Source organism: Abyssibacter profundi, from assembly GCF_003151135.1.
Lineage (GTDB): Bacteria > Pseudomonadota > Gammaproteobacteria > Nevskiales > OUC007 > Abyssibacter > Abyssibacter profundi.
In genome coordinates this window covers 158,341-182,899 of the sequence record NZ_QEQK01000007.1, presented here as the reverse complement: position 1 = coordinate 182,899, position 24,559 = coordinate 158,341, and the positions used below count along the sequence as shown (strand labels likewise).

General features: G+C 63.7%; 26 protein-coding genes. 13 read left to right on the top strand and 13 right to left on the bottom strand.

What is annotated here, in order from left to right; translation table 11 throughout:
- Positions 1–22 precede the first annotated feature (22 nt).
- Positions 23–1,495: a hypothetical protein gene (locus DEH80_RS09625; RefSeq protein ID WP_109720276.1), complete on the top strand. Its 1,473-nt coding sequence runs from the start codon at positions 23–25 to the stop codon at positions 1,493–1,495.
- A 24-nt stretch (positions 1,496–1,519) separates the two neighbouring features.
- On the opposite strand, the gene DEH80_RS09620 is transcribed toward DEH80_RS09625, so the two are convergent.
- From DEH80_RS09620 to DEH80_RS09600, 5 genes are all read right to left on the bottom strand, one after another.
- Positions 1,520–3,271 (bottom strand): diguanylate cyclase domain-containing protein, encoded by a 1,752-nt coding sequence (locus tag DEH80_RS09620; RefSeq protein ID WP_133249196.1) that lies wholly within the window; start codon positions 3,269–3,271, stop codon positions 1,520–1,522.
- A gap of 202 nt (positions 3,272–3,473) precedes the next feature.
- Positions 3,474–4,853, bottom strand: coding sequence for a membrane-bound lytic murein transglycosylase MltF (gene mltF, locus DEH80_RS09615; RefSeq protein WP_109720274.1), 1,380 nt, complete (start codon positions 4,851–4,853; stop codon positions 3,474–3,476).
- 98 nt (positions 4,854–4,951) lie between these two features.
- Positions 4,952–5,833, bottom strand: a complete 882-nt coding sequence (locus DEH80_RS09610; protein ID WP_133249195.1) for a DUF6279 family lipoprotein — start codon at positions 5,831–5,833, stop codon at positions 4,952–4,954.
- Complete coding sequence (locus tag DEH80_RS09605) at positions 5,797–6,729, bottom strand: histone deacetylase family protein (RefSeq protein ID WP_109720272.1); 933 nt, start codon at positions 6,727–6,729, stop codon at positions 5,797–5,799. Before DEH80_RS09605 ends, DEH80_RS09610 begins: the two co-directional genes overlap by 37 nt.
- Before the next feature lie 130 nt (positions 6,730–6,859).
- Positions 6,860–7,396: a PadR family transcriptional regulator gene (locus DEH80_RS09600; protein ID WP_109720271.1), complete on the bottom strand. Its 537-nt coding sequence runs from the start codon at positions 7,394–7,396 to the stop codon at positions 6,860–6,862.
- Between the two features lie 65 nt (positions 7,397–7,461).
- Here DEH80_RS09600 and DEH80_RS09595 point away from each other — a divergent pair, with 65 nt between their 5' ends.
- Positions 7,462–8,283, top strand: coding sequence for a crotonase/enoyl-CoA hydratase family protein (locus tag DEH80_RS09595; RefSeq protein ID WP_109720270.1), 822 nt, complete (start codon positions 7,462–7,464; stop codon positions 8,281–8,283).
- Positions 8,284–8,386: 103 nt separating this feature from the next.
- Here the strand turns inward: DEH80_RS09595 and DEH80_RS09590 are convergent, their stop codons facing one another.
- Positions 8,387–8,581, bottom strand: coding sequence for a hypothetical protein (locus DEH80_RS09590; RefSeq protein WP_133249194.1), 195 nt, complete (start codon positions 8,579–8,581; stop codon positions 8,387–8,389).
- Positions 8,582–8,746: 165 nt separating this feature from the next.
- On the opposite strand from DEH80_RS09590, the gene DEH80_RS09585 reads away from it, so the two are divergent.
- Positions 8,747–10,771: an oxidoreductase gene (locus DEH80_RS09585; RefSeq protein ID WP_109720268.1), complete on the top strand. Its 2,025-nt coding sequence runs from the start codon at positions 8,747–8,749 to the stop codon at positions 10,769–10,771.
- 10 nt (positions 10,772–10,781) lie between these two features.
- Here the strand turns inward: DEH80_RS09585 and DEH80_RS09580 are convergent, their stop codons facing one another.
- Positions 10,782–11,285 (bottom strand): MauE/DoxX family redox-associated membrane protein, encoded by a 504-nt coding sequence (locus DEH80_RS09580; protein WP_109720267.1) that lies wholly within the window; start codon positions 11,283–11,285, stop codon positions 10,782–10,784.
- A gap of 95 nt (positions 11,286–11,380) precedes the next feature.
- Here DEH80_RS09580 and DEH80_RS09575 point away from each other — a divergent pair, with 95 nt between their 5' ends.
- The 5 genes from DEH80_RS09575 to DEH80_RS09555 all read left to right on the top strand — a co-directional run bounded on the left by DEH80_RS09575 (position 11,381) and on the right by DEH80_RS09555 (position 15,360).
- The gene (locus DEH80_RS09575; protein ID WP_109720266.1) at positions 11,381–12,328 is read left to right on the top strand and encodes an alpha/beta fold hydrolase; all 948 of its coding nucleotides are present in this window, start codon (positions 11,381–11,383) and stop codon (positions 12,326–12,328) included.
- Between the two features lie 2 nt (positions 12,329–12,330).
- A complete protein-coding gene (locus tag DEH80_RS09570) occupies positions 12,331–12,810 on the top strand; it encodes a protein tyrosine phosphatase family protein (RefSeq protein WP_109720265.1) in 480 nt (159 codons plus the stop codon).
- Positions 12,803–13,321: a DNA-deoxyinosine glycosylase gene (locus DEH80_RS09565; RefSeq protein WP_109720264.1), complete on the top strand. Its 519-nt coding sequence runs from the start codon at positions 12,803–12,805 to the stop codon at positions 13,319–13,321. The genes DEH80_RS09570 and DEH80_RS09565 overlap by 8 nt, the downstream gene beginning before the upstream one ends.
- A 117-nt stretch (positions 13,322–13,438) precedes the next feature.
- Positions 13,439–14,896 (top strand): RimK family ATP-grasp domain-containing protein, encoded by a 1,458-nt coding sequence (locus tag DEH80_RS09560; protein ID WP_109720263.1) that lies wholly within the window; start codon positions 13,439–13,441, stop codon positions 14,894–14,896.
- Entirely contained in the window at positions 14,893–15,360 is a 468-nt protein-coding gene (locus DEH80_RS09555; RefSeq protein WP_207774549.1) for a GNAT family N-acetyltransferase, read from the top strand. The genes DEH80_RS09560 and DEH80_RS09555 overlap by 4 nt, the downstream gene beginning before the upstream one ends.
- A gap of 201 nt (positions 15,361–15,561) precedes the next feature.
- On the opposite strand, the gene DEH80_RS09550 is transcribed toward DEH80_RS09555, so the two are convergent.
- Positions 15,562–18,783 carry a S8 family serine peptidase gene (locus DEH80_RS09550; protein ID WP_109720262.1) on the bottom strand — a complete coding sequence of 1,074 codons (3,222 nt, stop codon included), beginning with the start codon at positions 18,781–18,783 and terminating at the stop codon, positions 15,562–15,564.
- 267 nt (positions 18,784–19,050) lie between these two features.
- Between DEH80_RS09550 and DEH80_RS09545 the strand changes: the two genes are divergently transcribed.
- Complete coding sequence (locus DEH80_RS09545; RefSeq protein WP_109720261.1) at positions 19,051–19,923, top strand: metal-dependent hydrolase; 873 nt, start codon at positions 19,051–19,053, stop codon at positions 19,921–19,923.
- A 222-nt stretch (positions 19,924–20,145) separates the two neighbouring features.
- Here DEH80_RS09545 and DEH80_RS09540 read toward each other — a convergent pair whose 3' ends face one another.
- Entirely contained in the window at positions 20,146–20,412 is a 267-nt protein-coding gene (locus DEH80_RS09540) for a hypothetical protein (RefSeq protein ID WP_109720260.1), read from the bottom strand.
- Between DEH80_RS09540 and DEH80_RS09535 the strand changes: the two genes are divergently transcribed.
- Positions 20,411–20,836, top strand: a complete 426-nt coding sequence (locus tag DEH80_RS09535; RefSeq protein ID WP_109720259.1) for a TonB-dependent receptor — start codon at positions 20,411–20,413, stop codon at positions 20,834–20,836. The genes DEH80_RS09540 and DEH80_RS09535 overlap by 2 nt on opposite strands.
- Before the next feature lie 365 nt (positions 20,837–21,201).
- Positions 21,202–21,915: a metallophosphoesterase family protein gene (locus DEH80_RS09530; RefSeq protein ID WP_165831395.1), complete on the top strand. Its 714-nt coding sequence runs from the start codon at positions 21,202–21,204 to the stop codon at positions 21,913–21,915.
- Between the two features lie 250 nt (positions 21,916–22,165).
- Here DEH80_RS09530 and DEH80_RS09525 read toward each other — a convergent pair whose 3' ends face one another.
- The 4 genes from DEH80_RS09525 to DEH80_RS09510 form a co-directional block, all read right to left on the bottom strand.
- On the bottom strand, positions 22,166–22,426 hold the full coding sequence (locus tag DEH80_RS09525) for a Txe/YoeB family addiction module toxin (protein ID WP_109720257.1): 261 nt from the start codon (positions 22,424–22,426) through the stop codon (positions 22,166–22,168).
- Positions 22,419–22,673 carry a type II toxin-antitoxin system Phd/YefM family antitoxin gene (locus DEH80_RS09520; RefSeq protein ID WP_109720256.1) on the bottom strand — a complete coding sequence of 85 codons (255 nt, stop codon included), beginning with the start codon at positions 22,671–22,673 and terminating at the stop codon, positions 22,419–22,421. The genes DEH80_RS09525 and DEH80_RS09520 overlap by 8 nt, the downstream gene beginning before the upstream one ends.
- Positions 22,674–22,813: 140 nt before the next feature.
- Positions 22,814–23,224, bottom strand: coding sequence for a type II toxin-antitoxin system VapC family toxin (locus DEH80_RS09515; RefSeq protein WP_109720255.1), 411 nt, complete (start codon positions 23,222–23,224; stop codon positions 22,814–22,816).
- A complete protein-coding gene (locus DEH80_RS09510; protein WP_109720254.1) occupies positions 23,224–23,454 on the bottom strand; it encodes an AbrB/MazE/SpoVT family DNA-binding domain-containing protein in 231 nt (76 codons plus the stop codon). The genes DEH80_RS09515 and DEH80_RS09510 overlap by 1 nt, the downstream gene beginning before the upstream one ends.
- A 399-nt stretch (positions 23,455–23,853) precedes the next feature.
- On the opposite strand from DEH80_RS09510, the gene DEH80_RS09500 reads away from it, so the two are divergent.
- Entirely contained in the window at positions 23,854–24,096 is a 243-nt protein-coding gene (locus tag DEH80_RS09500; protein WP_243412788.1) for a type II toxin-antitoxin system ParD family antitoxin, read from the top strand.
- A complete protein-coding gene (locus DEH80_RS09495; RefSeq protein ID WP_109720252.1) occupies positions 24,097–24,411 on the top strand; it encodes a type II toxin-antitoxin system RelE/ParE family toxin in 315 nt (104 codons plus the stop codon).
- Positions 24,412–24,559: the final 148 nt, after the last annotated feature.

Sequence of the window (24,559 nt, the reverse complement as noted above, 5' to 3'; positions counted from 1 at the left end):
TGCAACGACTGGAGACGACAACATGGACAAGACGATCGACTCGATGCGCGCGGCCGGTCTGGCGTTGCTGCTAAGCCTAGGCTTGGTTGGCTGTGCCGGTTCGGATTCCGAGCCGGCTGGCGAAACCCAATCAGCAGCAGGCGGGGCGTCCGGTGAGCCAGCGAGCGGACCTGTTCGAGATCAGTACCCGTTTGGCGTGGCCTGCGGCTGGCAGGCGGCCAGTAACATCGACACCGCCAACATCGCTTTTCCCGATGAATCCGCAAAGTACTGGGTGGCGTTGGTGCCCATGCTGCCGGAGACCCGACTGCGCATCGACGGCGCCTACCCCCAGGCACGCTACTTCTCGTACAACGTCTACGATCCGATTCTACGGCCGACCGATGCCCTGGCGGATCGCGAGATCGCGCCGGTGACAGGCGGGCTCAATCCTTTCGTCCAGACGCGCCGGCCGGCCGCGGATGCCTGGGGTGACCCCTACACGGCGTATGTGGAGTTTACCGGACAACCCGATTCGCCCTCGCCGAACACGCTTTATGCCGGCGAGACCTCGCTCGGCCCCCTGCCTGTGCCCCAGCCGGCCCTGACCGCGCTGATTTATCGTGTGTACATCCCTGACGAGGGTCTGGATTTCGACGGTGGCGTGGGACTGCCCATCCTGACGCTCGAGACCCGCGATGGCGATATCGAATTGCTGCCGACCGCCGATTGCGTGGAACCGTTGCTGCCGACGCTGGGTGACACCGTGCCATCGCTGGGTTTCAACGACGTGCTGGAAGACGCCGATTTCATCGACGATCCGTTTCTGGCGCGCCCCGGCACCGTGCCGATCGGCGACCCTGAGTCGGATTCCCGCGTGTTCTACGGTCTACCCAGTACGGTCGTGAACGTCTTGCGTGGCGTATTCGGGCTACCCGTACCGGAGGGCGTGGAAACCGCGTTACCGGCCGGCGGCGGCTTCTTGTCCAACATCCACAATGCCTATTCCACCAACCTGTTCAGCCGCACCTACGGGAATATCGTGATGATCCGGGCCAAGGCACCCACATTCCGGGAGCAGCCCGGCGTTGCCTTGGGCGACGAACAGCTACGTTATTGGTCAGTGTGTCAGAACGACTTGCCCACCCAGCGTTACGTGGGCTGCGTGGCGGATTATCAGGCTCATCTCGATGAGCAGGGCTACTTCACCATGATGGTCTCCGATGCAGCGGACCGACCCACCAATGCGGTCGCCGAGAACGCAATCGACTGGATGCCCTGGGGGCCCTACGTGGATGCCCTGCTGATCTACCGGCACATGCTGCCCGACACGCGTTTCGAGCAGGCCATCCACAACGTGCCGCAGGGCACGCCACCGATCGAGGTGATGGGGGACTATTTGCCGCAGCCGGCGTATTGCCTTCGGGAGATCGTGGAGTCCGCCGGACCCCGGGCAGCGGACATCTTCGCCGCCTGCCGGGCCTACACGGAGTCGCTGTCGCGCGGGGGGCTGTAGCCAACAGGCTGGTCGAGCTGCTCTTTAGTCTCGTCCCGCGACCAGCTGCAGGCTCTTGGCGCAAACCCAGCGGTCTCTGCCGCGGGCTTTGGCTTGGTATAGCGCCGCGTCAGCTCGCCCGATCAGGTCGGTGGCGCTGCCGCTGGACTCCGGCCGCTGGGTGGCCACGCCGGCGCTGATGGTCACCAGACCATTGATGCCGCCGCCATGAATGATAGCCAGCTGTCGAACGGCCTCGACGATGTGCTCTGCGAACCGCTCGGCGCCGTCCTGCGCGGTCCGAGGTAGCAGAATGCAGAACTCTTCCCCGCCGTAACGCGCGGCCAGGTCACTGGCGCGATGGGTGCAACGCTGTAGTGCACGGGCCACCTGCTTGAGTGCCTGGTCGCCGGCCTGATGCCCATAGGTGTCGTTGAATGCCTTGAAGTGGTCGATGTCCACCAGAACCACCGTAAGCCACTCGCCGTCACGGGCGCAGTTTTCCCAGGCGAGTTCGAGGCGTTCGTCGAGCAGTCTCCGGTTGCCCAGGCCGGTCAGCCCGTCCTGGCGACTGAGTTGCTCCAGGGCCATATTGGCCTCATGCAATTCCAGCGTTCGCGCCTTGATGATTTGCTCGCGATCTTCCATTTCGATCTGCAGCAATTCGCGCGCGCTGGATTCACGCGTCAGCGCTTCCTTTAACCGGGTGTGCGAGTCCGCCAGTCGGGTCAGCAAGGTCTGCAGGCTCTGGACCAGGTCCTGCACCTCGCTGGATCCGCTTGCCGGCAGCTGAATGGAAGGGGACGGGTCGTCCAGGTCGGCCTTTGCCATGGCGCGGGCGACATGGGCAACGGGGCGAGACACCCGGCGTGCCAGCCAACGTGCCAGCAGCCAGGCCATCAGCGAAACCGCGATGAGCAGCAGGCCAGTCGCGACGAGCGTGCCCGGTCCGTACTGGTACAGGCGCGCCTTGGGTGTGCCGATGCCGACCGTCCACCCCTGCGCCGAAGGCATGAAAATGCCCAGCCAGTCCGTATCGGCTTCTTCCAGCGTGAAAATGTCCCCGCTCGGGACCGAGCGCCCCGTGGCCAACCAATCGCGGTCCGCGACAGAGTCCAAGGGCTGAATGGTCTGGTTGCTCGAGGCAAAAATGGCTCTGTCGTGGTTGTCGATCACCACGTAGCTGTAGGGGTCATCAGCCGTGTCGCCGAGTATCTCGCCGAGTTGCGTCAGATCCAGCGCAGCCTGAAGCACGCCGGAAAACGCCCCCTGTTCGTCCTGCAAGGCGACCGCCAGGGCCACGATGACATCGTCACCCAGCCCCCGCCCACGGAACACCTCGGAGACATGCACGTCGGTGCTCTGCCGGGCAGCGACGAAGTAGGGGCGATCTGCAATGTTGAAGCCCTGCTGGGTGACGGGTTGCCCGGAGGGCGTCAGGGTTGGAGAGGCTGCGACAACCGTACCGGTCGCATCGGTGACGGCCATGGTTAACAGGCCGGGATACGCCTGATGCAGCGCGGGCAGTAGGGTGGCCTGGTCGGTGCCGTGCTCAATGGCGATCGCCGCCGCCGCCACCGCGCGGCGGTGGTCCTCGACAAAGCGCGTCACTGCATCAGCCGTGACGTGAGCGGCATCTTGCAGCGATGACCGCAGCGATTGCTCATGTGCTGAATGCAGCACGCGCAGCATCATGGCCGCCACGATGGTGGCCACGCCCATCGCCAGCAGTGTCAGCGCCAGGCTGAGCTGGGTCTCAAGGCGACGTGGCGGGCGTCGCCAACCAATTCTGTACAAAGTATCCAGCGTCGGTGTCCCGGGGCGGTCTTGTTTTCAGGCGGCAACGCGAGCGACGAGCGCAGGCGCGAGTTTGGTTCTGTGCCAAGCGCCGGCAGGCGCCCGACCAAGTCAGGGGTCATCGGCCATCTGCAGGAACACTACAGTCGTGGCGGACCAACGGTGACCACCCCGGGCCCGGCGGTGGTTGCCGCCCGTGGCGTTAGCTCTCGGTCGGTGCGTGCGCGGCCAGAATGTCCTGGTAGCTGCGAATGCGCTCGACGTATCGCACCGGTTCGTGACCCCGGGCATAGCCGTATTTCAGCTTCGGATAAACCGATTTGTCAGACAGCAGCGGCAGCACTGTTTTCATGTCGTCCCAGTGGTGCGGACTCTTGCCCAGCTCGCGGGCGAGCTTCTGGGCATCGTGCAGATGGGCGCGTCCGATGTTGTAGGCCGCCAGCGCAAGATAGGTGCGGTCTGGCTCGGTGACCTCATTGGAGAATCGGGTTTTCATCTTGGCGAGGTAGGCGCTGCCGCCTTCGATGCTTTGCACCGGGTCGAGCCGGTCGGTCACGCCTACCGATCGCGCCGTCGGTCGCGTGAGCATCATGATGCCCCGGACACCAGTCGGGCTGGTTGCCTCAGGGTCCCAATGCGACTCCTGGTAGCCCTGGGCGGCCAGGAGCAAGGGGTCGATGTCGTGGTCTTGCGCGGCTGCCATGAAGTACTGGTCGTACTTGGGGTAGCGGTGCTCGATGCGGTGGGTAAACGCCCGCAAATCGACAAAGTCGAACCGTTCCGCCGGCGCAAAGTACCTTGCACGGGTCTCCGCAAGCAGGGCCTGCGTGGCGGGTTGATCCAGCCAACGGTTGACGGCTTGCAGCAGTTCGCTGGCGTCGGGGTGCACGGCCCAGGCCAGCGCGCGTGTCTCTGTCAGGTCGAACTCGGCCACCAGGGTGGGAAAGTAGCGACGGTTCAGTGCAAAGACATGGGAGTCGGCCACGGTACAGTCCAGTGCCCCTTGCCAAACCTGGCGCAGCAAGGCCTCGGTTGTGGTGTCGACGGTTCGTACCGTGAGCCCCGGCGCGGTGTCCCTCAGCGTGTTCAGCGTGTCGGCATAACTGGTGGCCTCTGCCACGGTGAGCGTCATCCCGGCGAGTTCGGCCCGATCGGTGACGCGCAGGCCTTCCCGGTTACAGATCAGCTGCTCGGTGACCTGTAGCGTCGGGGACGAAAACTGCAGCGAAGTCTGCCGCGCCGGGGTGATGGTGATACCGGCCGCTGCCAGGTGCGCCTCCCCGCGACGCACCAGTGCCAGCACGGCTTGCGTGGAGGCGGCTTCGACGATTTCCAGATCAAGCCCCAGAGCCGTGGCCAGTGCACGGATTCGGTCATACTCCAGGCCCGCGGGTTGATCCGTGCGATCGATGTACCAGGTGGTCGGGGCGTTACGCGTGGCGACACGCAAGACCCCCATGTCGCGAATCTGCTCGAGATCGACAATCGGCCCGGCGGTTGGATCGGTTGCCGGGGGCGACGATGGGTTGCCGCAGGCAACCAGGGCCAGCGCCATCAGTGCGCCAATGCGATGTTTCGACATGGGCTGCTCCTTCCTCAAAGCTGTCCTCACAACTTAGCAAAGCGCCCAGGAACGAGGTTGGACAGGCAGCGTGGCGCAGCACGGTCTATCGGGGGTGATCAGCGCTGCGCGAGTGCTTCGAAATCCTCGGCAAAGTCGCTGATGTACTCGACCAGATGGTCGCGCTGGCGCTCGCTGGTCATGGCGCTGATCTCGGCGGCCAGGTCCAGCCAGCGGTGTCGGTTGCGCCTGCGTTCGGCTTCGAGAGGCTCGGGTACCAGGGCCGTATCGTCGAACAGCAGATAGGTGACGCGATCGGCAAACCCGCTGCTCTGGCGTTGGTCCAGGGCCTCGGCCAATGCATCGCGCCATTGACGAGAGCGGGCAAGCCAAGCCTCGGGCGAGTATTCGCGCTCGCCCGCCCAGGCATCGATCAGATTTCGCTGCTCGCGTGACAGGCGACCGTATCGCTCTTCCATCCATTTACGCACCCGCTTGGCAGCGGCTTCACGCCGTTCAATGTCGTCCTGCTCGGCGAGTTCTTCAGCGGCGTCTTCGATGTTCTTGTCGATGCGTTCCAGCACGGCTGCGACCTGGTCATCGTTCAGCATGCTGAGCATTGTCACGGTGTCGTCGGTCGCGCGTCGCAGGGCTTCATTGATATGGGCCTCGACCATGGCCAGTGCCTGCTCGATGGCGTCTCGACTCAGCGGCGCGCGTGCCTGTTCGGCCAGCTGGCGCAAGTCACGGGCGTACAGCGGCAACTGCTCGCGGCGATGCCACTGCCACAAGGTGTCGAATCGTTGCTCGAACCAGTCTTCCTGCTCGGCAGTCATGTCGAAGTACTTGCCGATTTCGCGCTTGGCGAACCAGTCGAGGTGGTTGTAGCCAAAGCGTGTGGCCGTGCTGCAGCCGGTCGCCAACGACAGGCCGAGCAGCAGCGCCACCAGCCGCCCGGTGGCTGTCAGGCCGCGTCTGTGGAAAGGAACTGCTCGAAGCATGCACTGGCCTGTTCGTGGACTAAGGCGTGTCGGCGTACCAGCGCCGGAACATCCCGATCGTAGCCGCCACCGATGACGCAGGCGACCGGAATGCGCCGGCGCACACATTGTTCGATGACATAGCGATCCCGCGCCCGCATCCCGGCGTCGCTGAGGCTCAGGTGCCCCAGCCGGTCATCGGCATGCACATCGGCGCCGGCGTCGTACAACACGCAGTCGGGCTGGAAGCGGTCGAGCACTGCCGGGATATGGGCGGCCAGGGCGGTGGCGTACTCGGTGTCCCCGGCGCCGCGGGGCAGGACGACATCCCGGTCACTGTCTGCCTTGCGTGCCGGAAAGTTGCTCCCGGCATGGAAGGACAGCGTGAACACGGCCGGCTGCTGTTCGAAAATGCGCGCCGTGCCGTCACCCTGATGCACGTCGCAGTCGATGATCAGCACACGCTTGGCCCGGCCGCTGTCCAGCGCCCAGGCCGCTGCCACGGCGAGGTCGTTGAGCAGGCAGTAACCCGAGGCGAAATCGCGATGGGCATGGTGCGTGCCGCCGGCACAGTGGGTGGCCAGGCCGTGCTCGAACGCCAATTCCAGGGTGTGACGCGTGCCACCGACGGCGGTGATGGATCGGGCCACCAGGGCTTCGGACCAAGGGAAACCCTGTCGCCGGATTTCCGCCTGTGTCAGATCGCCGTGAATGAAACGGTCCAGATAGTCCCTGTCGTGGACCGTCTCCAGCAGGGCGCGCTCTGCGGGCGCGGGCTCGCTGAACTGGTTATCGCCGGCGACCCCGGTCTCGATGAGGTGGGTTCGAAGCATGGCGAACTTGCTCATCGGAAACGGATGCCGCTCCGGTAGCCGCACATTCGAGTAAATCGGGTGATAGACGATGGGCAGTGGCATCAGCGTGTCGGTGGGTCGATGTGGATGTTCGAGCTGGGGTGTCCGTATGAACCCTGGCGGCTGGGCCGGGGCGAGCGTCGTTCGGCACCGTCTTGGTGGCGCGAATCAATCAGAGCCTCCCTAGGCCCCCCTAGGCCTCCATGAGCAGCGCCAGCGCTTCATCGCACCAGGTTACCCAGCTTTCGTGGTAGAGCAGACCGCTGCGCAGGGCCAGGTAGCGACATCGCGTTTTGCGGTTGTCTCCCGGCCCCTGGGCAAAGTCCTCCTGTTCGATCTTCCTGAACAGGGACAACTTGTCCGCGTGGACCTGCCGATGGCGCCGGATTTCATCGAGCACGGAATCGACGCCCAGTAGCGCGGCACCCCGCACCTTCACCATCAGGCTTTCGCGCACCGGTTCCGGCCCGACAGGGCGGGCGAGCCAGGCTTCGAGCGCATCGCGCCCCTGTGTGGTGATGGCATACACCCGCTTGTCGGGCTTGCCGGTTTGGGCCACGGCCTCCGCGGAAACCCACTCGGCGGCCTCCAGCTTGGGTAGCTCGCGGTAGATCTGTTGATGGCTGGCGCGCCAGAAATACCCGACGGAGCGGTCAAATCGACGGACCAGGTCGTAGCCCGAGGCAGGGCGTTCGGCCAGTGAAACCAGCATGGCGTGTTTGAGCGACATGGGTTTGACTATGCAACAAGGTGCATATAACGTCGAGCCCATCATGCATCGGATGAGGGAGCGTCGTGAGCGATCGCGTCGAACTGGAGATCAAGGGCCCGGTGGCCTACGTGCGCCTGAACCGGCCCGAGAAGCACAACGGCATGGATTTCGCGCTGCTCAAGGCTGTGGTCAAGACCGCGCAGCAGCTCAAGAAGAATCGCGATATTCGCGCGGTGCTGCTGTCCGGCAACGGCCCGAGCTTTTGCTCGGGTCTAGACGTCAAGGCGATGTTTGCCGACCCCAAGCGCATGGCGCATGGCTTCGCCGCGTTGCACAGCCCGGTCGCCAACATTTTCCAGCAATGGGGTATGGCCTGGCGCGAGCTACCGGTGCCTGTGATCGCCTGTATCCACGGCAACTGCTTCGGTGCGGGGATTCAGCTCGCGCTGGCGGCCGATATTCGGATTGCCACGCCGGACGCCAAGCTGTCGGTCATGGAGGCCAAGTGGGGTCTGGTGCCCGACATGAGTGGAACGGTCACGCTGCGTGAGCTGCTACCGCTGGATGTTGCCAAGGAGCTGACCTTTACGGGGCGCGTGCTCTCCGGCGAGGCCGCTCACGCGCTGGGGTTGGTGACGCATGTCGACGCTGATCCGCAGGCCCGGGCCGAAGCGCTGGTCGCAGAGATCGTCCAGCGCTCGCCGGACGCCGTCGCCGCCGGGAAGGCCTTGCTGCAAGAAGCTTGGCTGGCCAGTGATGAAGATGCGTTGGCGGCGGAGCGCCGATGGCAGCGCCGGGTGATGGGGCGCAAGAACCAGCGGATCGCCGCCAAGCGCAATACCGAAATGGCTCAGTCCGAACGCGGCGAGGCTTCGACGCCCTATCAGCCGCGCAAACTGGGCTGAGGGAGCCAGCTGCATGAATGAGGTGCACTGCGCGCTCGCATGGCGCAGCGATCAGGCATCCAGCGCGGCATTGCCGGCCACGCTGGATGCCGACTTGGTTCGCTTACTCGGGCGAGACCAACTGGTTCACGACACAGGCCAACGCGTCGATCGTCACGCCAATGACGTCGGTCACCTTGCCGACCGGAGACGGGGCAAAGCAGATGGCCAGATCGGACTGTGTGCTGTCAGCGGCGCCGGCGGTGCTCATGGCGGCCGACAGGGCGGCAGCGGCAATGACCTGTTTCACGATTTTCATCTTCAACATCCTTTTGTTGTTTCATCCAAGAACGTCACCGGGCGACTACCCGGCGTTGGCAGTGCGACCCCAGCCCGGTTCCCAGGGCGGTCCGTTTCCGGATATGGGCGATGCACGGCTGAGCCGGCGAGCAAGGCCCGTGCCACGCCTTAAGGAAATCTTCACATGAGTGCCACGCCCTACCCGCATCTGCTGGAACCCCTGGATCTCGGCTTCACCACCCTGCGTAATCGCGTCCTGATGGGGTCGATGCATACCGGCCTGGAAGACAAGGTCAAAGACTTCCCCAAACTGGCGGCTTATTTTCGTGAGCGCGCCGCAGGCGGCGTCGGGCTAATCGTCACGGGCGGCTTTTCGCCGAACATGGAGGGCTGGTTGTATCCCATGGCCTCCAAACTGTCCTCACGCCGCGAGTTGGGGCGCCACCGTCAGGTCACCGATGCGGTGCATGAGGAGGGCGGCAAGATCTGCCTGCAGTTGCTGCATGCCGGGCGCTACAGCTACCACCCGCTGTCGGTCTCGGCGTCCAGCGCCAAGGCTCCGATCAATCCATTCCGCCCACGGGGACTGTCGACCTGGGGCATCTGGCGTCAGATCAAGGCCTACGCCCGCGCGGCCAAGTTGGCGAAAGAGGCCGGCTACGACGGCGTGGAGATCATGGCCAGCGAAGGCTATTTTCTGAATCAGTTCACCTGCCCCCGCACCAACCAGCGCAAGGATGAATGGGGTGGGCCGGTGGAGAATCGTTGTCGGCTGCCGGTGGAGGTGGTCAAGCATGTCCGCGAGGCGGTCGGCGAGGACTTCATCATCGTCTACCGCCTGTCCATGCTGGACCTGGTCGAGGGCGGCAATACCTGGGACGAGATCGTCTATCAGGGCAAGGCCGTCGAGGCCGCAGGGGCCACGCTGATCAATACGGGCATCGGCTGGCATGAGGCGCGGGTCCCGACCATCGTCACGTCCGTCCCCCGCGCGGCCTTTGTGGATGTCACCCACCGGATGAAGGCCGAGCTGTCGATACCGGTTATCACCACCAACCGCATCAACGACCCGCAGGTCGGTGAGGACATCATCGCCAGTGGCAAGGCCGATATGGTTTCGATGGCGCGGCCGTTGCTGGCCGATGCTGCCTTCGTCAATAAGGCCGCGGCGGGCAAGGCGGATGAAATCAACGTCTGTATCGCCTGCAATCAGGCCTGCCTGGATCACACCTTCCAGCTCAAGCGTGCGAGCTGCCTGGTCAATCCCCGCGCCTGCTACGAGACCGAGCTGAACTTCGAGCCCGTGACCACCGCCAAATCCATCGCCGTGGTGGGCGCTGGCCCCGCCGGGCTGGCGTTTTCAGTCGAGGCGGCCAAACGGGGTCACAAGGTCACCCTGATCGAACGGGCCGAGGAGGTCGGCGGTCAGTTCAACATGGCCAAGCGGATCCCCGGCAAGGAGGAGTTCGATCATTCGCTGCGCTACTTCGAGCGTCAGTTGGAGCTGGCGGGCGTCACGGTGCAACTGGGCACCGAGGCCACGGCAGAGTCCTTGCTGGCCGGCGGGTACGACGAAGTCGTGCTGGCCACAGGCGTCAGCCCACGGGTGCCACAAATTGACGGTATTGATCACGAAAAGGTGCTGATCTACACCGATGTGCTGCGTCACAATGCGCCGGTGGGCAAGACCGTGGCCGTGGTCGGTGCCGGCGGCATCGGTTTCGACGTGTCGGAGTTCCTGGTCCAAGACGAGTCGCCAACCCTGGACCTCAAGGCCTGGCAGGCCGAATGGGGTGTCGACATGACGGTTTCGGCACCGGGTGGCCTGTTGCCGAAACAACCGGAGCCGCCGGCCCGCACCGTGTACCTGCTGCAGCGCAAGGACGAAAAGCTGGGCAAGCGTCTGGGCAAGACCAGCGGCTGGGTGCATCGCACCAGCCTGATCGACAAACAGGTCCAGATGATGGGCAACGTCAGTTACGAGCGCATCGATGATGAGGGCCTGCACCTGGTCGTGGGCGATGAACCCAAGACCCTGGCCGTGGATCATGTCGTGATTTGTGCCGGTCAGGAACCGCTACGGGAGCTGGTGGAGGGCCTGGAAGCCGGCGGAGCCTCGGTGCATCTCATCGGGGGTGCCGATGTGGCAGCCGAGCTGGATGCCAAGCGTGCGATTCGCCAGGCCAGCGAATTGGCTGCGGTGATCTAGGCGCCGGAGGTCAGGCGGTCCCGGTGGGCGGCGGCGGTTTCATGTCGTCCACCGGAATCGCGCCGAGCTCTGGGGTGATCGCCAACTGCTGCCGCAGCTTGTAGGCGGTGGTGGCCGACCACAGGAAAAACGCCACGCCCAGCGAGACCAGATATTCGACCACCAGCCCGGCTGTGATCGGGCGCTCGAACAGCGTACCGAAGGCGCCGCAGTTATCCAGACGTCGACCGTCAAGAAAGGCAAAGCCGACCCAACTGCAGTAAATGACATAGAGGCAGACCAAGCAAAGCGTGGCCAGTGAGGCCTTGCGCCCGCTGAACAGCCAGATGGCCAGCGCGCCCTCGAGTAGTACCAGCGCATAACTCGCCGGAGGGACGGCCCAGTCCGGCATCATTTGATAGCTGGCGACGACTGACACGAAGCCGTTTGGATCAAACAGCTTCGCGACGGCGGAGATGAACAGCAAGCAGCCGAAGAAATACCGTCCAACGTGATTGAACAACGGTTCCCGCATTGTCCCGCCTTCCCCTGGGCTGGTGGCCAGGTCGGTCCTGGCTTCAGCATTGAGTAATATGGTCAGTTGGAACGTTTTTCAAACGCAGGGATGTCATGTCGAAGTTCTTGATCGCCGTTGCCATCGTGATCGGCGTGCTCGGGATCGGTACCTACGCCTATATCGAGACCCACCCGCAGGAAGCCTTGGCCTTGGCCATGAGTGCCGAGCGCGAGCGGTCCATGCTGACCGAGCAGTCGGTGCAGGTGGGCGAAGATCGCTGGCCCTATCTGGAGGGCGGTAGCGGCGATGTCGTGCTGTTGCTGCACGGCTTCGGCGGCGACAAGGACAACTGGACCCGCTTCGCGGGCCATCTGACCCCTGACCACCGCGTCATCGCGCCCGACCTGCCCGGTTTTGGAGACAACGCCCGGCACGAGGATCAGGCCTACGACATCGCGTCGCAGCGCGAGCGGCTTGCGGCCTTCGTGCAGGCCATGGGGCTGGAACGGTTTCATCTAGCCGGTAATTCCATGGGGGGAAATCTCGCGGCGGCCTATGCCCACGCCTATCCCGAGCAGCTGTTGTCGTTGGGCCTGTTCAATGCGGCCGGCGTGGAATCGCCGGTGCCCAGCGATCTGGCTCGCGAGTACGAGGCCACCGGCAAGGTATCGCTCATCCCGCGGACCCGCGAGGAGTACGACCACCTGATGGACATGGTGTTTGTCGACAAGCCCTATGTGCCGCCATTTGCCGTGGACGCGCTGGCCGAGCGGGCTATCGAGAACGCCAATTTTCGTCAGAAGGTCTTTGTCGAGTACCGCCAGAACATGCTGCGCCTGGAGCCGCTGTTGCCCGAGATCCAGACACCGGCCCTGGTGCTCTGGGGCGACACCGATCGGCTGATTCACGTGTCAGCCGCGCGCGTCATGCACGATTTGCTGCCCAACTCCGAATTGGTCGTCATGGAGAACATGGGCCATGTGCCGATGATCGAAGACCCGCGGGCGACCGTGGAGCTCTACGGGCCGTTTATCGATCGGCACACGCCTGCCGGCATGTAGTGATGTCGGAGGCCCTCGCCGCCATCCGTCAGTACCGTCGCCTCGGCGAGCACCTGCACAGCGCCGGCCAGCCAACGGCGGCGCAGCTGGATCAATTGGGTGAGGCCGGAATCGGTTTGGTGATCAATCTGGCGCTGACCGATTCCGACCATGCCGTGCCGGACGAGGCCCAGCGCCTGCAGGCACAGGGCATTGTCTACAGCCATCAACCCATCGATTTTGACGCCCCATCGCGGGCTCATCTCGACCGCCTGGGTCAGACGCTGTCGGCCCACGCTCAGACCAGTACGCTCGTCCACTGCGCCTACAACATGCGGGTGTCAGCCATGCTGTTCATGCATCGGGTTCGGCATCTGCATATCGCACCGGCGGTGGCCCTGCCGGATTTGCTCGCCCTGTGGACCCCAACAGGCCCTTGGCGAGCCTTGATTGATGAGGTGCTGGTCGAGCAGGGGCATTCGCCGTTGCCGCCCAATGGGTAACCCTGTTGTGATTGGATTCGCGCCGCTGGCCGATGCGACGGCCAGCGTGCTGGTGTTGGGTTCCCTGCCCAGCGTGGCGTCCGTGCTGGTGGGGCAGTATTACGGGCATCCGCGCAACGCCTTCTGGCCCATCATGGGGCGCCTGTTCGGGTTCGACGCGACAGCACAGTACAGCGAGCGATGCGCCGCATTGCAGGCGGCAGGCGTCGCGGTCTGGGATGTCGCCGCCCAGGCGCAGCGACCGGGTAGCCTCGACGCCGCCATCCGGGCGCCCACGGTTCAGCCTACCGATCTTGACGGGCTGCTACGTCGCTGCCCAGGCATCGGTCATGTGTTCTTCAACGGTGGTGCAGCCGCCACGCTGTTTCGCCGGCATCATCCGGCCGATACCGACATCCGCCAGCTGCCGGCGACCCGCCTTCCCTCGACCAGTCCGGCCCATGCCAGCCTGCGTTTCGAGCAAAAACTGACTGCCTGGCAAGTCGTGCGAGACAGGGTGCAATCCAGCTGACCAACGGGGGACTGACGGCCGCTCGGTGGCTGTCATCGGCCCTACAATGCGCGCTTTGCTGCCAGGAGCGTCGCCCGTGAGTCCGTTGTCCGCTGTTGCTGCGTTCGGGACGGTCAGATGACCGGTTTGGTCGTGGTGGATCGATTGGCAGACTGGCCGGACCCACCGGCAGAGGTGAGCGTCATCACGGCTGCCGACTATTTGACCGACGACCGCCACGCCGGCGGCGGGCGGCGTCGTGTCTACAATCTTTGTGACTCCTACCGTTATCAGAGCGCCGGTTACTACGTCTCGCTGCTGGCCGGGGCGCGCGGGCACCAGCCGCTACCGGACATCACGACGGTCCAGGATCTCAAGGGGCGTGATGGACCCAGGGTGTTTCGCGCGGAAACCGATGATCTGGTGCAGACCAGCCTGGCGCCGCTGGAGTCGGACAGCTACGAGTTAGACGTGTACTTCGGCCGTTGCCAGGCCAAGCGGCACGCCCGCCTGGCACGGGCCTTGTTCAACCTGTTTCCCGCCCCGCTGCTTCGGGCACGCTTCAAGCGACAGCAGCGTTGGGAGATTATCGGCTTGTCCGCCATTGCCTTGGATGAGGTCGCGCCGGGTCAGCGCGCCTTCATGCAGGCGGCGGCCAGCGATTACTTCGCGGGCAAGCGGCCCACACGCAAGCGGGTCAAGCGCGCGCATTACGATCTGGCGATTCTGCATAACCCGGCAGAGAAAGAGCCTCCGTCGAACCCCAAGGCGCTCAAGCTGTTCCGACACGCGGCTGAAGATCTGGGTTTTGGCGTGGAGATGCTGGAGCGCAGCGACTTCGGCCGGCTGCTGGAATTTGACGCCCTGTTCATCCGCGAGACCACAGCGGTGAATCACCACAGCTATCGCTTTGCGCGCCGCGCCGCGCAGGACGATCTGGTGGTTATCGACGACCCCGACTCCATTCTGCGTTGTACCAACAAGGTCTGGCTGGCACAGCGTATGACGCGGGCGGGTGTGCCCACGCCCCAGACCTTGATCCTGCACCGCGGCAATCTCAAGGACGTGGCGGAGCAGATTGGTTTTCCCTGTGTGCTTAAGCAACCTGACAGCGCGTTCTCGCGCGGTGTGGTCAAGATCGACGACGAAGCCGAGCTCCGTCGTGTGGCCCGTGAGCTGCTGGAGCGTTCCGACCTGCTCGTCGTGCAGGCCTTTGTGCCCACCGAGTACGACTGGCGCATCGGCGTGTTGGGTGGCCAGCCGCTGTACGCCTGTCGCTACTTCATGGCGCCTTCGCATTGGCAGATCATCAAGCGTGATGAGGCGGGCAAACAGGAGGGCGATGCCGAGACGCTGCCGATCGATGCCGTGCCCACGCGGGTGCTGGACGTGGCCATGAAGGCCGCCGCCACAGTCGGTAAGGGCCTGTATGGCGTTGATCTCAAGCAATTCGGCAAACGAGTGGCGCTGATCGAGGTCAACGACAACCCAAGCATTGATGCTGGCGTGGAGGACCAGGTGCTGGGGAATGATCTCTACCGCATCGTCATGCAGCACATGCTGGACCGGCTGGATGAGCGGACGCGTCGGCAGTGAATCATCGGCCGCTGATTCGCTCGGCAATGCCGGCGGACCTACCCGCGCTGGTGGCGCTGGAGGCGGGCTTCGACAGCGACCGCATCTCACCGCGGGCCATGCGTCGCCTGCTGCAGCGGCCCACGGCGCAAATCCGAGTGATTGACCACAGCGGCGGATTGGCCGGGGCATCGATTCTGCTCACCCGTCGCGGCAGCCGGGTCGCCCGCCTGTATTCGCTCGTCGTGGCGCCCTCAGCCCGCGGGCAGGGCCTGGGTGACGCGCTAGTCGATGACGCCATTCAACTGGCCCGGCTGGGTGACTGCGACCGGCTGAGTCTCGAGGTGGCTGCATCAAACACCGCTGCGTGTCGGCTGTATGCCCGCCATGGGTTCATCGAAGCGAAGCGCCTGCCTGGCTACTACGCCGATGGTGGGGATGGGCTGCGGTGGGTGCTAGCGCTTGACCAGGGTGGTGCTCATTAATCGCCAACCGGGCGTCGGGCGTTGGAGATGACCTCTATTTGCCGAGCCGCGAACGGGATCTCATCCAGCAAATCGTCAATCCACTCGCCGTAGGCCGGATGAATGCAGCGTGGTGCCTGCTCCGGGTCATCGCACTGGAGTGCGTCCCTGGTGTGTGCAAGGGCCCGGCGCGCGCGCCAGGCCCTAGCCTGTCCCTCAGGCCTACACCCGCCGGCGTCTGAGGAACGCGCCGAGCAGCGCGAACAGAGTCGCCCACCCCAGTGCACCGCCACTGCCTGTGGGCGGGTTCCGGTCAGCGGGGTCATCGCCCGGTGTGGGGTCGTCATCCGGCGGGGTGTCGGTGAGGTCGGTGACGTTGAACTCGACCACCATGATGGCCACGTCGGTGACGCTGCTGCTCCCCGAATTGACCTCGACCAGACCCACCCAGGTATCGCCGACTTCGAAGTCGGATTCGCTCCATGCGAGGGTGATATCAAAGGGCTCGCCGGCACCCACCGGGCTGGGCGCAGTGGCCGTTAGATTGCCCAGGTCTTCAGCCGGGATCACGGTGGTGGAAAGCGTCACGGCATCAGCACCACTGCCGGTCAGCCAGTTCTGCACCAGAATCCAGTAGGTGCCGGCTTCCGGTGCCACCAGCGTGCATTGTTCCAGGGCGGCTGCCGTTGCGGCGGCGCAGAGTTCCTCACCCTCGTCCGGCAGGCCATCGCCGTTGTTGTCCTTGCCGACGAAGAGGTCCATATCGGCCGACGTGGTTTCGCTGATGCGCGTATCCAGCAGCTTGCCGCCTGGCTCGGGGACGTCAACCAGCACGAAGAATGTGCCCGCTGCGGGGTCCGGATCGTCCGGGCCGCTGTGGGGGCCGTCGTAGGGATCCAGCACCGTCGGGTCCTGGGTCATCGTGCGCTCGGTCGTCAGCCCACGCTGCATGCCCGAGATGGTGGGCGTGAAAGAGGCGATGTCGATCTGCGAGACAAAGTCCTCGATCGTGACGCTGCCCTGGTAGGTGGTGATATCGAAGCTGCGGGTCTCCGGAATCGGGCCGATGCGCACGGCCATGGGCAGGTGTGCGACAGGGATGGCGGCGTCGGCCGGTGTGAAGACCAGATCGGCAAACGCCCAGCGATTGATTTGCAGGCCTTCGACATCGGCGGTGACGGACAGGGTGATGTCCTCACCCGCGCCCAGGCTGAAGCTGGCGGGTTCCACGGTCACGGGCAAGCCGTCGGGCGAGCTCACGGACACGGTCCAGTCGGTTGCCACAGCACCCGTCAGCGTGCGCGTCCAGCTACAGCTGCCCAGGCAGTTGCCATGACCCAGGCTGGGCAGGTTCAGGGTGGTCGGGTCGCCCCCTGCGGCCGGATCGGCAGCGGTGTAGTTGGCCTCGATCTCACTCATCAAAAAGCCTGCACGGGCGGCTTGGGTCAGATCGACCCGACCGGCACCCAGGTCGAGTGCGTCTGCCGGGGTCACGCCGTCTTCTTTCACCAGGCCATCGGTGCCGGTCTTGCCGCGCACCACGTAGGCCGTGGTCATCAGCGCCGATTTGACCTGATCGGGTGTCCAGTCGGGCTGCAGCGCCCGGATCAGCGCGGCGGCACCAGCGGTATGGGGGCTGGACATCGAGGTGCCGCTGATGACGCCGTATTCAGGGGAGGTGGACGGGTTGGTCAGGTCGGTGAGCACGGCGGCCAGTATGTCCACGCCTGGAGCGGTGATGTCGGGCTTGACTAGGCCGGGGGCGGACGGGTTCTGGCCACGCGAGCTGAAGCCGGCCATCACGTCGCCATTCTCGCGGGCCGCAACGGCCGTCGTACCCTCGATCTGGGCGACATGATCGTCGCCCCCATCGGCCAGCCACGCCTTGAGCACCACGCCGTCATCGTAGGTGATGTGCACGCCGGGAATGACATAGCCATCCGCCACCAAGCTGTTGCCATTGGCGGAATCATTGGCCAGCACAAAGCCGCCCGCGCCGCCGGCTTCGACGTTTTCGGCTTTTTCGACACGGGCGTTGATGCCGCGGTCGCAGACCACGATTTCGCCGTTGAATGTGCCCGCGGTGTAGGGCGTCTGGCACAGCGGATCGCCGTAGTCACCGGCATAGACGATGCGGGTTTCGGGCAGGGCGCTGGTCAGGCTTTTGCCGGCGATGTCTGCCGGCGGTGCGGACTGCCCACCGGCCATGCCGATCAGGCGGTTGCCCAGCGAGCGATCATGGGTGGAGGCGGCCACGCTGGTCAGCCAGGGTGCGTCGGCCGGTGAGCCCAGGGTCGCAGCCTTGGGGCCGTCGTTGCCGGCCGAGGTTGCCACGAAGATCCCCGCCGCTTGTGCCGCAAGAAAGCCCAGGGCGCCCGAGTCGCTCCACGGGTCACCGGCTGGCCCACCAATCGAAAAGTTGATGACATCGACTCCATCGGCCACGGCCTGATCGATGGCGGCATCGGTTTCGGGGGTCAGGCAGGTGCCGATGGCCGGGGTGGTGATGCAGCCCTTGTAGGAGATGATGTTGGCATGCGGTGCCACACCGCTGATGCGGCGGTCCAGGTCGATGGTGGGCGCGGTGAGCACGGCATCCACGACATTGCCCGCGGTCGTCGACGCCGTATGGCTGCCGTGGCCATTGTCGTCATGCGGGGTGGTGCCGGTGAAATCCCAGACACCGATCAACTTGTCATTGCAGAACGGCTGGCCGGTGACCGGATCGCAGGCGCCGACATAAGTGGGCAGGCCGGTGATCGGGTCGGTCAGCGGGTTTTCGTGGACGTAACCGTCGACCGGGCCGGTGGCGGCAAACGAGGGGTGGTCGTGGTTCACGCCGGAGTCGATGACACCCACGATAATGCCTTCGCCACGCGTGCCGATACCGTCATGGGTGCCGGTGCCGTCATAGGCGCCGTCCGCACCAATCCAGGCCGGTCCGTTGTCGGTTTGCAGGGTCAGCGCCACGCCAGCTTCGACGCGCCGCACGCCCGGCAAGCTTGCGACCACACGGGCTTCTTCGGGGCTCATCACGGCGGTAAACCCGCTGAGCGCATAGCGAAGCCGACGGCGGATCGTCAGGTCACGTCCTAGCGCCGCCTCGGCTGCGGTGATGAGCGCATCATGCTGCGCATCGAGAAAGCCGAGGTAGGCCACGGCATCGGCTGAATGCACATCTAAACGGCGTTCGCCCCGCAGCCGCGGCGTGGTTGCGACTAGCCCGTCGATATCGCCGGCGTAAAGCGCCAGTGGGTCGGCCTGGTGCAGCACGATGTAGGTATCGCCTGCCGCGCGGTCCTCATAGGCGACTTCGCCCGGCCCGGGCGCCCAGTTCACCATCTGCGCCAGTGCTGCTGGCGCCGTTATCGCACCCAGACCTGCGGCCAAGCAAATGGCCAGATTGCGTGTGACGCGTCGGCGCGCCGAGAGCTGCTTGAGCATCTTGTGTTACCCCCATTGTTCGCAGTGGATCACGGCGGGGCAGGCGCGATTGCGCCTACCACCAAGGTCCGCCGTGCGGCCAGCTCGGTCGAGGTGGTCGACCGGAGAATGTGGGAATAATAAGCCATAGGCGTGCCAAATCAGCCGGCAGCGGCCTGACCGAGGGTGGCAATCTGCGGAGCGGCGGGGGGTGGGGTCTCCAGCGCTGCATCGGTGGGCCCCTTTGGTTAATCTGTAACCACCCGCAGTCGACGGAGCGAGACCAAAATGAGCAAGCGCCCAGCGCACAAGGAACCCATCGTGGTGCGCGAACAACTGGATTTTCAGCTGGACGGCGATGACATCCCCAAGTACTGGATGGCCGGTAACCCGCTGAAATCCCGCGTGTTTGACGCGGTGCAGGCCACCTTCCCCGACGGCGAACGCTACTTCATCAATTCGGTGCGCGCCTTTCGGGATCGCATCGACGACCCGGCTCTGCTGCAGGACGTGAAGGACTTCATGCGCCAGGAAGGCCAGCACGGCATGGTGCATACCCAGTACAACCGGCGCCTGGACCGGCAGGGCATCGTCACCGATGCCTTCACCCGGCATACCCGTCGAGTGGAGCAGGTGCGGCGCAAGCGGTACTCGCCCGAGTACAACCTGGCCATGACCGCCGCACTGGAGCATTTCACCGCCATGATGGCGGACCTGTTCTTCGCCGAAAAATCCATGTTGGCGGACGCCGATGAACGCGTGCGCGCCATGTTTGCCTGGCATGCCATCGAAGAGATGGAGCACAAGGCCGTTGCCTTCGACGTGATGAAGAAGGTTGCCAAGGTGGGCTACGTCAAGCGCTGCGCCGCGATGACGCACGCCACCTTTGCCTTCAGCCTCTACACGCTGATTTCACCCTGGTTCATGCTGCGCATGGACGGCTACAGCCCCGCCGAGGCATTTAAGCTCTACGTCCAGAACACCCCCTGGCTGTTCGGCAAGGTGTTGGGCCGGCTCTTGCCGATGATCGCCCGCTACTACCGCCCCGGCTTTCACCCCGAAGACGTGCCCACCGTGCATAACTACATGGAATGGGTGGAGGCATATCAAGCCCAGGGGCCGCTGGCCGCGGGCGAGGCGATGTACGCGGCAGCGCGGTAGCGCTGCCCCAGCCAGCGTAGTCTCTCTCCCGCAGGTCGCGGCGGACTGACCAGCGGTGTCAATCGACGCTCGGCTGCTTTCGTGCAGGCACGGGGAGCTGTCACGTTGACCGACGGAGGCGATTTCGCATCGCGCGAAGGACGCGCACTTGCATCACAGCAGCGCTTCAGGGGTGAGCGTGGGGCTGATGCCGGGCGGTATCGGGTGCTGCCCCGATGTCGCCTAGTGCAGCCACTGCAGCACGCGCTCGATCAAGTCGTGAGCAGGGGAGAGGGCCACCGTGGCCAGCAGCGCGGCCAGGGCACCGGCAAGTGTCCACAGCCCTAGTTTTTGAACGCGGCCGGCATCGGTGGGTGCAGCGGGGGCCAGCAGGGCTTGGACCCGCAGCTCCAGATCATCTGGGGTTTTCGCGTCGGCAGGCTGGCGGCGTTGTACAGCCAGCAGCGCGCTCGCCATGCTCAGCCGTGTTTGACGACCGGTGTGATCCATTCGCGCTGGAGCTGAATCCGCAAGGAGTTCGCTAGATGTCGCTGTCAGCCGTGCTCGATTCGATAACGGTGACCGTATCCCGAACGCTGTCGAACGTGTCGCGTCTGCGGGCCTGACCTTACTCGACCGTGCGGCGTTCTCAGGTGGCTTGCGCGTGCGGTATCTAGGGGAGGCGCCACTCATCGAAGACAACAGCGCCCGTTCCGATGCCACGACGATCTTCAATGCCCAGCTGTCTTACCAGGCGACGCCAGCCATCACACTGCGGACGGAGGTATTCAACCTGTTCGATGCAAATGACAACGACATCACCTACTTCTACATGTCGCTCCTGCAGGGCGAACCGGCTTCCGGAGTGGATGATTTTCATATTCATCCAGTCGAGCCGCGGTCCGTGCGGCTGGGTATTCGCTGGCGGCTTTGAACGCGCGCACTCGCCGACGGCCGGATAAGCGCGACGCCACCGCTAGCCCGATGAATGCCATCATCGATGTTGGCGCGCCCCTATCGCACTCGATTCGGACGCGGGCTTGGCGCGCCTCGATATTCCTGTAGCCTGACGTCATGCTGCGAATATCACCCTGCAAGTCCGATTAAGCGCCCCCGCGCCGCGGTGGGCCGAGCCCTGCCGTGCACGATGCCCCCGCTAGCGATGCTCGGCAGTCCTATCCAGGGTCATTTCGCAGGCTAAATCACCATGAAGATCGCGCTTATTGGCGACATCTCTCTCAAACGCTGGAAATGTGGCGGCCAGGGCCACTCGGGGTCGCTGCAGCCAGGCATGGCGTCTTGAATCATCCGGGTATCACCTTTGCGGGCGATACGCACGGTTGTTTGGACCACCTGATAGAAGCACCTCCGGACGACATCATCATCCACGTCGGTGACTTTGCGCCCGTGGATCGGCCCGTCTCCGAACTGCTGCCCCCGGGCGTACTCGAGCGTTTCTACTTCATCCCCGGCAACCATGATTACGACAGGCCGGCGTATCGCGAGTGCCTGCTTGAAGATCCAGCGCTGGCCGGGCGTTGTCTGCATGGTTGTGTCTTGCAGATCGGCAAGCTGCGGGTGGCCGGGCTTGGCGGTATTTTTAAGCAGCGGATGTGGTATCCACAAAAGCGTCTGACCGCGCCCGAGTACCCTTCGCCCGAAGACTACATTCGCACCCTGCCCAAGAAAGACCGGCCGGGTGCCGGAAGCTCTAGAAGAATGCGAGGGGCCATCTGGTATTCCATGTGGGCGCAACTGGCGTGCGACCGGGCAGATCTGCTGGTCACGCACGAAGCCCCCACATCTCACGCCCACGGCTTCGCCGGCATTGATGAACTCGCTCGCCGCCTGGGTGCCACCACAGTGGTGCACGGGCATCACCATGTGGACTACGCCGGCACAGTCTGCGGCGGTTCGGTGCGGGTGCTGGGGGTCGGCTTGCGTGGGCTCACGCGATTGGATGGCAGGGTGCTGCGGGCGGGGATGCGTTCGCGCGGTCAGGGGCCGCGGTGATTGAACCGTCGGTGTCCCTGCATGGATGCGGACCAGATCGGATGACCGTGTTCAAAGTGGGCGGAATCTAGGCAGAGGTCACGGGCGCTACGCCGAGATGGTCAGGGATGACCCCCGGCATCCGGCGGCTCGTTACCCTAGTGGGCAAACCATTCGGAGTGTCGTCTGCGATGAAGTAGCTCGAAAGTGCCCGCACGACCTTCCCGTTTCCAGATAGATCCCTCAGGCGTGCCGAAAGGCGTCGTGCCGATTAGTAGTGGTAGCGACAGGAAACTATCGTCAGGATGCTGTCATCCACGGCATAGACCAGTCGGTTTTTCTCATCGATTCGACGAGACCAATAGCCGCTGAGATTCTCACGCAACGGCTCCGGCTTGCCGATCCCTGCGAACGGCTCCCGCATGGTGTCTCGAATCAGTTTGTTGATGCGCCTCAGCGTCTTCTTGTCTTGGGCTTGCCAATACTCGTAGTCAGACCAGGCGGCGGGAGTCCACGCGAGCCTTTCAATCATCTGTCAGCGATTGTTCGACCGCATCGCCGCGTCGATGCTGGGCGATCGATTCCGCCAGATGCGCGGCATTGGCCGGCGAGCCAAGAAGGTGAGCCGTCTCCATGATGCTGTTGAATGTGTCCAGCGACATCACCACAGCGTCAGGCGCGTCACGACGCGAAATGACCGTGTAGTCGGCATCTTCGACGACGGAATCGATGACGCCCTTCAAGCCCTTCCGCGCTTCTGAAAAGTTGACGACTTTCATAATGCAGACTTGTACAGCATATTGTACGAGTTTGATAGAGGGTTCAGCTTGTTGTCAACTCAGGGCTGAGGTCCACTTTGCGCCCGAACCGGACGATCAGAAGTTCGATGAGCTGTGTCCGCAAAGTGCCAAAAGCGGACCTAGCCGATTGCTGCCCCGACGAGGTGAGCACCCTCCATCCGGGCCGCCTTCCGGTCGAAGGTCACGAGGGGTAATTCGCTATCAGCACCGCAAATGCCGAGATGCACGCAGTCGGCGAAACCCGCAGACCCCTTCCGGAAATGCTCAAGCGCACGCTCGATTGCCGGCTCGGACTGGAACACCAGTTCCCGCGTTTCGAGCAGTGCGACGAACGCGCCGAGGATGGCCGACTTCGGCATTTCGTAGACGGAGCGGAGAACCCACTCCAGTTCCAGCACCGCGGTGATCGGGACAAACAGCGTTTCGCCACGGTCCGACTCAGCTTGAACAAGTTTTCTTGCCTGAGCTGCCTGTCGTTCGTCATCTTTGACGAGCAGCCTCACAAGGACATTCGTATCCAGACTCGCCATCAGCTACCGCCGATGTTCATGTGCTCGGCCTTAACCTTCCCCTTCCGCCTGCCGGCGCCCTGCAACATGCCTTCCAGTTCCAGGAGTGACCGATTTTTGGGCCGCATGATGACCGTGCCGTCATCGAGCGTCGTAAACTCCACCCGCTCCCCGGCCTTTAGGGACAGAGACGTCCTCACGTCCACGGGAATGGTGATCTGACCTTTGCTTGTGACGGTTGCTTCTGACATCGCTCATCCCTTACTTGTTTGAGTAAAGTAAGGAGCCGCCTGGCCTCCGTCAACGCATGGCAGTGACAGCTATGGGCTGGTGCCGCCGGAACGCAGCCGCCAGATGAACGCTTAAACTTCCATCTGCTCGGCGAGTTGCAGGGCGTCGTCTACCTCGACGCCCATGTTGAACAGGGCTAGATCGCGAATCTTGCCTTCGAGTTCTAGGCGGACGCGGGTCCCCCTATTTCATTGAGCCGCAGCGGCGCTTTCTGGCCGATGAGCTTGTTCTTGTTCCAGGGTTCTACTTGATGAGAGAGCACGACTACGCCTCATTGGTGACTACCTGATGAGTCCGCTCTCCGTCAGAACGGTATGATGAATTCATACAAACATCTGTCAGGAGATCGAACCGTGGCAATGAAAAGAAAGACCATTACCGTGACTGACCAACAAGAGTCGTGGATTCGCAGCCAGATTCAATCCGGCGAATTCGGCAATGACAGCGAATACATCCGAGAGTTAATCCGTCAGGATCGAATGGAAAAGCAGGCACTGGCAGATCTCCGACAAGTACTCGCCCTTGGCGAGGCAAGTGGCGACCCCGTCCCGCTTGATATGGATGCGATCAAGGCGTCTGCGCGCCGCAAAGCGGCACCCTAGATGACTGGCAACAGCCTAAGCGTTTCGCTACGACCGCTGGCGGTTGCCGACTTGGAAGATATATGGCGCCACACGGCCCAATCACGGAATGTCGATCAGGCAGACAACTATCTCGACCAGATTGAGCAGCGACTCGCACTGCTCGCTGAGAATCCACCCCTAGGGACGGATTACTCACACGTTGGTCCTGGTGTGCAGCGCTACCAGGTCGGTCGCCACGGGGTCTTCTATCGCACAGACGAAAACCAGCTGGTCGTCATTCGTGTCATGCACGACCGGATGGATGCACCTCGAAGACTCTCCGACAATGAATAACTACCGTGCTGAGGATCAGGCATTGCTCTTAGTAAGCCGGCGACGGACTGCCCGGTGCCGGTAGCGGACTATTACGTCGTTCAGTTCTCAATCGTCGAAGAAACAGGCACATCGGTTGTTGCCGCGCTGAATCACGTGCAGCGGCGTA

Excerpts from the sequence above, each read along its gene's own strand:
- DEH80_RS09525 (WP_109720257.1), bottom strand. The coding sequence starts at position 22,426 with ATGATTGAAAGGCTCGCGTGGACTCCCGCCGCCTGGTCTGACTACGAG.
- DEH80_RS09515 (WP_109720255.1), bottom strand. The coding sequence starts at position 23,224 with ATGGCGAGTCTGGATACGAATGTCCTTGTGAGGCTGCTCGTCAAAGAT.
- DEH80_RS09585 (WP_109720268.1), top strand. The coding sequence starts at position 8,747 with ATGAGTGCCACGCCCTACCCGCATCTGCTGGAACCCCTGGATCTCGGC.
- mltF (WP_109720274.1), bottom strand. The coding sequence starts at position 4,853 with ATGTCGAAACATCGCATTGGCGCACTGATGGCGCTGGCCCTGGTTGCC.
- DEH80_RS09510 (WP_109720254.1), bottom strand. The coding sequence starts at position 23,454 with ATGTCAGAAGCAACCGTCACAAGCAAAGGTCAGATCACCATTCCCGTG.
- DEH80_RS09495 (WP_109720252.1), top strand. The coding sequence starts at position 24,097 with ATGACTGGCAACAGCCTAAGCGTTTCGCTACGACCGCTGGCGGTTGCC.
- DEH80_RS09540 (WP_109720260.1), bottom strand. The coding sequence starts at position 20,412 with ATGGATCACACCGGTCGTCAAACACGGCTGAGCATGGCGAGCGCGCTG.
- DEH80_RS09560 (WP_109720263.1), top strand. The coding sequence starts at position 13,439 with ATGACCGGTTTGGTCGTGGTGGATCGATTGGCAGACTGGCCGGACCCA.
- DEH80_RS09600 (WP_109720271.1), bottom strand. The coding sequence starts at position 7,396 with ATGTCGCTCAAACACGCCATGCTGGTTTCACTGGCCGAACGCCCTGCC.
- DEH80_RS09580 (WP_109720267.1), bottom strand. The coding sequence starts at position 11,285 with ATGCGGGAACCGTTGTTCAATCACGTTGGACGGTATTTCTTCGGCTGC.
- DEH80_RS09565 (WP_109720264.1), top strand. The coding sequence starts at position 12,803 with ATGGGTAACCCTGTTGTGATTGGATTCGCGCCGCTGGCCGATGCGACG.
- DEH80_RS09610 (WP_133249195.1), bottom strand. The coding sequence starts at position 5,833 with ATGCTTCGAGCAGTTCCTTTCCACAGACGCGGCCTGACAGCCACCGGG.
- DEH80_RS09545 (WP_109720261.1), top strand. The coding sequence starts at position 19,051 with ATGAGCAAGCGCCCAGCGCACAAGGAACCCATCGTGGTGCGCGAACAA.
- DEH80_RS09550 (WP_109720262.1), bottom strand. The coding sequence starts at position 18,783 with ATGCTCAAGCAGCTCTCGGCGCGCCGACGCGTCACACGCAATCTGGCC.
- DEH80_RS09605 (WP_109720272.1), bottom strand. The coding sequence starts at position 6,729 with ATGCCACTGCCCATCGTCTATCACCCGATTTACTCGAATGTGCGGCTA.
- DEH80_RS09625 (WP_109720276.1), top strand. The coding sequence starts at position 23 with ATGGACAAGACGATCGACTCGATGCGCGCGGCCGGTCTGGCGTTGCTG.
- DEH80_RS09570 (WP_109720265.1), top strand. The coding sequence starts at position 12,331 with ATGTCGGAGGCCCTCGCCGCCATCCGTCAGTACCGTCGCCTCGGCGAG.
- DEH80_RS09575 (WP_109720266.1), top strand. The coding sequence starts at position 11,381 with ATGTCGAAGTTCTTGATCGCCGTTGCCATCGTGATCGGCGTGCTCGGG.
- DEH80_RS09590 (WP_133249194.1), bottom strand. The coding sequence starts at position 8,581 with ATGAAAATCGTGAAACAGGTCATTGCCGCTGCCGCCCTGTCGGCCGCC.
- DEH80_RS09520 (WP_109720256.1), bottom strand. The coding sequence starts at position 22,673 with ATGAAAGTCGTCAACTTTTCAGAAGCGCGGAAGGGCTTGAAGGGCGTC.
- DEH80_RS09500 (WP_243412788.1), top strand. The coding sequence starts at position 23,854 with ATGAAAAGAAAGACCATTACCGTGACTGACCAACAAGAGTCGTGGATT.